The 5,482-nt window shown below is 62.4% G+C and carries 4 protein-coding genes; all 4 read left to right on the forward strand.

Annotation, left to right across the window (positions count from 1 at the left end):
• Window positions 1–329 precede the first annotated feature (329 nt).
• Window positions 330–2,366, forward strand: a complete 2,037-nt coding sequence (locus OXU43_04630) for a sodium-translocating pyrophosphatase (GenBank protein MDD9824435.1) — start codon at window positions 330–332, stop codon at window positions 2,364–2,366.
• A 351-nt stretch (window positions 2,367–2,717) separates the two neighbouring features.
• Window positions 2,718–3,746, forward strand: a complete 1,029-nt coding sequence (locus tag OXU43_04635) for a DNA cytosine methyltransferase (protein ID MDD9824436.1) — start codon at window positions 2,718–2,720, stop codon at window positions 3,744–3,746.
• Window positions 3,747–3,862: 116 nt separating this feature from the next.
• Entirely contained in the window at window positions 3,863–4,702 is an 840-nt protein-coding gene (locus OXU43_04640) for a NotI family restriction endonuclease (protein ID MDD9824437.1), read from the forward strand.
• A 135-nt stretch (window positions 4,703–4,837) separates the two neighbouring features.
• Complete coding sequence (gene vsr / locus OXU43_04645; protein MDD9824438.1) at window positions 4,838–5,329, forward strand: DNA mismatch endonuclease Vsr; 492 nt, start codon at window positions 4,838–4,840, stop codon at window positions 5,327–5,329.
• The last annotated feature ends 153 nt before the right edge of the window (window positions 5,330–5,482 follow it).

The raw sequence follows: 5,482 nt of genomic DNA on the forward strand, positions 1-5,482 counted from the left end.
TCGGCAAGACGAGGGCGCAAGCCCGAAGTCGCGCCGGTGGGGGGAGCAGCTAAAACGCCTGTTGCGCCCCGCCGCCCAGGAGAGCCGCAAAGGGCGCCTACCCCCCACCGCGGCAGCCTGCGCCTGACGGCTTGTCTGCCGCGACTCCCCCTCAAGGGGGGAGTGATGGGAAGAATGAGGCGCGGGCGGAATCTACCCCCCATGGCGGGGCGGGAATCTTTTCCCCTCGATTGCGTAACGGCTAGGAGAGGGAAAGCCGCTCTTGACAGGTCTGGAAGAATCGCATCTATCCATCGCATCCATCGTAAGGAAAATCAGGAGGCCATACCATGATTGACACGCCACTTGCCTTTGCCCTGTTCTGCGCCGTTCTCGCGCTGTTCTACGGCGGCATATCCATACGCTGGGTGCTGGCGCAGCCCGCCGGCAACGAGCGGATGCGCGAGATCGCCACCGCCATCCAGCAGGGCGCCGCCGCCTATCTGAACCGGCAGTACTCGACCATCGCCATTGTCGGCGTCGTGCTGTTCCTGGTCCTGGGCCTGGCCCTGGACTGGTGGACGGCCTTCGGCTTCCTGGTCGGCGCCCTGTTCTCGGGCGGCGCCGGCTACATCGGCATGCACGTCTCCGTGCGCGCCAATCTGCGCACCGCCGAGGCGGCGCGCGCGGGACTGCCCAATGCCCTGCAGGTCGCCTTCCGCGGCGGCGCCATCACCGGTCTGCTGGTGGTAGGGCTGGGACTGTTGGGCGTCGCCGGCTACTACGCCCTGCTCCTGCTGGCCGGCCAGGGCAGCCACCTGGCGCCGCTGATCGGGTTGGGCTTCGGCGGCTCCCTGATCTCCATCTTCGCCCGTCTGGGCGGCGGCATTTTCACCAAGGGCGCCGACGTGGGCGCCGACCTGGTGGGCAAGGTAGAGGCCGGCATCCCGGAAGACGACCCCCGCAACCCCGCCGTCATCGCCGACAACGTCGGCGACAACGTCGGCGACTGCGCCGGCATGGCCGCCGACCTGTTCGAGACCTATGCGGTCACGGTGATCGCCACCATGCTGCTGGGCGAACTGCTGGGCATCCCCAACGCCGGCGTCTATCCCCTGGTGCTGGGCGGCATCTCCATCGTCGCCAGCATCATCGGCAGCCTGTTCGTGCGCACCGGCCAGGGCGGCGGCATCATGACGGCACTGTACCGCGGCCTCATCGTTTCCGGCGCGCTGGCCGCCGTCTGCTTCTATCCCGCCACCGTCTGGCTGACGCCGGTGCCGGCCTCGGAGGCATACGGCATCGGCGCCCTGTACGGCGCCGCCCTGATCGGCCTGGCGCTTACCGCCGCCATGGTCTGGGTCACCGAGTACTACACGGGCACCCAGTACGGCCCCGTGCAGCGGATCGCCGCCGCTTCCACCACCGGCCACGCCACCAACATCATCGCCGGCCTCGGCATATCCATGAAGGCCACCGCGCTGCCGGTGCTCGCCGTCTGCATCAGCATCTGGGGCGCCTTCCAGCTGGCCGGCCTGTACGGGATCGCCATCGCCGCCACCTCGATGCTCTCTATGACCGGCATCATCGTCGCGCTGGACGCCTTCGGCCCCATCACCGACAACGCCGGCGGCATCGCCGAGATGGCCGAACTGCCCGCCGACGTGCGCGCCGTCACCGACCCGCTGGACGCCGTGGGCAACACGACCAAGGCCGTCACCAAGGGCTACGCCATCGGCTCCGCCGGGCTCGCCGCCCTGGTTTTGTTCGCCGACTACACGCACACCCTGGAACACGCCGGCCGGGCGATCTCCTTCCAGCTCAACGACCCCGCCGTGATCATCGGCCTGTTTATCGGCGGCATGATCCCCTACCTGTTCGGCGCCATGGCCATGGAGGCCGTGGGCCGCGCCGCCGGCTCGGTGGTGCGGGAAGTGCGCCGTCAGTTCCGGGAGATCGCCGGCATCATGGAAGGCAAGGCCCGGCCCGACTACTCCCGCGCGGTAGATCTGCTCACCCGCTCCGCCATCCGCGAGATGATCGTCCCCTCCCTGCTGCCCGTCGCCGTGCCCATCGCCGTCGCCTTCGGCATGTCCTGGCTGATGGGCCCCGATGCCGGCCCCAAGGCCCTGGGCGGGCTGTTGCTGGGCTCCATTGTCACCGGCATCTTCGTCGCCATCTCGATGACGGCCGGCGGCGGCGCCTGGGACAACGCCAAGAAGTACATCGAGGACGGCCAGCACGGCGGCAAGGGCAGCGAGGCGCACAAGGCCGCCGTCACCGGCGACACCGTAGGCGACCCGTACAAGGACACCGCCGGCCCCGCCGTCAACCCGCTGATCAAGATCGCCAACATCGTGGCGCTGCTGATCGCGCCGCTGCTGTAGGAGGGTGGCGTTGTTGTAAGGCAATGGCGGGGCGGAGCGGGCATCGGGCGGCGGACTCATGCCGCCCCATGGTCCGGGGGCGCCCTGCCGCCTCGCGCATAAAGCATATATACTGCCCCTTATGAAGATGCCCCCCGCAACCGAAGCCAGCGAACAACAGGTTCATGGGGCCATCCCCACAGCCCGAGAGCGCCGCGAGCGCGCGAATTCCGAAGCAGTCCCTCCCTGGCCGGCGCCGCCTGGCCGCAGAGTGCGGGCCAGTACCGGCAAACGGCCCGAATGCCGGGACTTCATCCTCCCGCCTGCGCCGAACTCCCGGGCGCTATGGATCGTTTGGGCAGGGATACGGGCATGAAGCAAGGTTTGGCGATTAGTATTTTTTCCGGCGCCGGCGGCTTGGATGTCGGCGTGGATCAGGCGGGGTTTCGGACCATTTGCGCCATTGAAAAGGACCCGCATTGCACCGACACATTACGGGCAAACGCGAAACGGGGGAAACTCATAGTGGAGCTGGACGTTCGCGCCATTGACCCCGCCGGGCTTATGGGCGCATTGGGCTTATCGCGGGGAGAATTGTCTTTGATCCATGCCGGCCCTCCTTGCCAGCCCTTTTCTCAAGCCGGCAAGAAAAAAGGCATTCACGATGAGCGCGGCCCCCTTATCTTCGAAGTCGCTCGCTTTGCCGAGGCCGCCCTGCCCGAAGCCATACTCATAGAACAAGTGGACGGCATTCTTAAGTCCGGCGGAGTCATCGAGGAATTGCTGAAAAGACTCAAGAAATTAAATTACGGGGTGAGTTTGCGCGTCATGAACGCCGCCGACGCTGGGGTTCCGCAGATTCGACGGCGCCTTATAATCACCGCGATACAAAACCAAAACCCTGCATTACAGATGTCCATATCCAAGACCCCGCCTACAGTCGCGGACGCGATCAGCGATTTGCCGAAGCCCGTTTCCGCCGAAGGCGAGGACGCATCCATCGAAAATCACATAGACAAAACTCCCCTGCGCGATCGGGAAAGGATTTCTTTTGTTGGCGAAGGCTCATGGCTTGCCAAAGAAAAGAGCGCGCCTCCCGACATTCGCCGCAACTTGACGCGCAAAGACACCACCAAGTTTCGCCGTTTGGCATGGAATGAGCCGTCGCTCACGCTTCGATGCGGGGAAATCTTTTACCACCCCCGCGAGAATCGCTACCTTACGCCCAGAGAATATATGCGTATTCAAGGATTCCTCGACAATTACGTGCTCCGGGGTCCGATCCGGGGCCGCACCGGACAGGTGACCAACCTTGACCAGCATCGGCAGGTTGCCAACTCCGTTCCTCCTCCTCTGGCAAAAAGGGCCGCCCAGGCGATTAAATCCCAGTTGTGCCAGTAGTCGCGGAATTTTTCGGCTACGCGCCAAACGACGAATCCGCAAACGCCGGCAGTTCCAGAAAAGGCGCGCATTGTCCTTTTATGCAAGCCAAATGCGATGGCGGAGGGAATCGCGATATGGCAAGCGTGAACCTGGAACGGGACCATGTATTGAGAGGCGCTTTCGATAAAGGGGTCGGCGATGTGGCGCCCTGCGGCATCTGCTCAATAACAACGAAAAAGCACCCCTCCCCATGGATTATATGCCCCCGCCGCATTCTTTATCTTGGCGGACAACCGGCAAACCAGGGCGATGTTTTCCGGCATGTCTTCAATCTTGCCGGTCACCGTTCGGGAAGCATGGTCGCGGTTTGGCCGGAAGTCTCCGTGCGGGCGGAAAGCGCCGGCAGAAAATTTCAATACACTTTCGATTATATCGTCCGCGGCATGAACGGCAAAAACCAGCCTTGCGGCCCGCCCCTGATTATCGAAAACATGACGTGCAGCACCAGTGGCGGCAACCGGAGCCGCGGGACGGATATTCGGACGGTGTTTAGAAAAACCGTTCTGCAACAAGACGCGGATGCGCCGAATGTAAATATTCGGCAGGTGTGGGCGAGGATGGCCAGCCAATTAATTGCCAAGTCGGAAGCGGCCATGGAATGGGGCGGGCAAACGATTTGGATCGTGCAGGACCGCCTGATGGATTACATACGGAACACAACAGGGTTGAAGGCCGATTCCCTGTGCAGCAACAGCCTAAAAGAAGTCAATATTCTCTCGGTAGGATACGGCAAGGCGCCGCGGTCCGGCATTCGCAAACTCAATCGAATTGTGCTGTATGCCGGGCCCATTGCCCCCGGCAAAAACAAGCAGCCGTGTTTTATGGACATCGTCCGTGCCCCGTATTGTCCGCCTCTCGGCTCCCTGAACAAGGTGCTGGAAGGGCGTTCTCCTGTAGTGTTGAAAATTCCCTGACAAAGGAATCCGTCTCTGCGGGGGAAGATATTTTTTCCTCCTGCCGCATTACGGGCGCATCAATTGTTACAACCGGGTTATTGGGCGGAACGAGTCAGAACCGGGACCAAAATCAGGACGCAGCGGCGATTTCCATTGGACATCTTTTCCCCTGAAAAGCGAAGAGAAATTATGCAGCGCGTCCGGCTCAGGAACACGGCTCCAGAGAGAGCCGTGCGCTCCATCCTGCACCGGTTGGGATTCCGGTTCCGTCTGCATGCTCGAAAATTGCCGGGCAAACCGGATATCGTTTTGCCTAAATACAATACCGTTATTTTCGTACACGGCTGTTTTTGGCACCGGCATGTCGGTTGCCCGCGAGCCAGTACCCCGGCAAGCCGCCAGGAATACTGGCTGCCGAAGTTCCAGAGGACCGTTCAGCGCGACAAGGAGAACCGGCAGAAAATCCGCGGGCTTGGGTGGAACGTAATCACGGTCTGGGAATGCGAGTTGAAAAAACCGGAATCGCTGACGGATAAACTGGAAACGCTGATCCGGCATGCCTCGCCGCATTTCCCTGTAACTCCCCTGCCTTTGGCGAAAGCGGCGGAACAATCCGGCAAATACAGAACCGACAAAAAAGGCTAACAGTCTATCAAACCAAAGCAGCAATGTCCTATTTTGCTGAGGGGTCGGCGGCGCCGAGGTAACCGGGATTCCAGCGCCTCCAGGGGTGGCTGGGCGGCGGTTGGCGGCGGACGATGCGGTCCACCCGGGCCGCCACTTCTTTGGCATGGGCAA

The sequence above is a fragment of the Gammaproteobacteria bacterium genome (assembly GCA_028817255.1).
GTDB classification, from domain to species: domain Bacteria; phylum Pseudomonadota; class Gammaproteobacteria; order Porifericomitales; family Porifericomitaceae; genus Porifericomes; species Porifericomes azotivorans.

Coding starts and splice junctions, on each gene's coding strand:
- OXU43_04635 (MDD9824436.1), top strand. CDS start 2,718: ATGAAGCAAGGTTTGGCGATTAGTATTTTTTCCGGCGCCGGCGGCTTG.
- OXU43_04630 (MDD9824435.1), top strand. CDS start 330: ATGATTGACACGCCACTTGCCTTTGCCCTGTTCTGCGCCGTTCTCGCG.
- OXU43_04640 (MDD9824437.1), top strand. CDS start 3,863: ATGGCAAGCGTGAACCTGGAACGGGACCATGTATTGAGAGGCGCTTTC.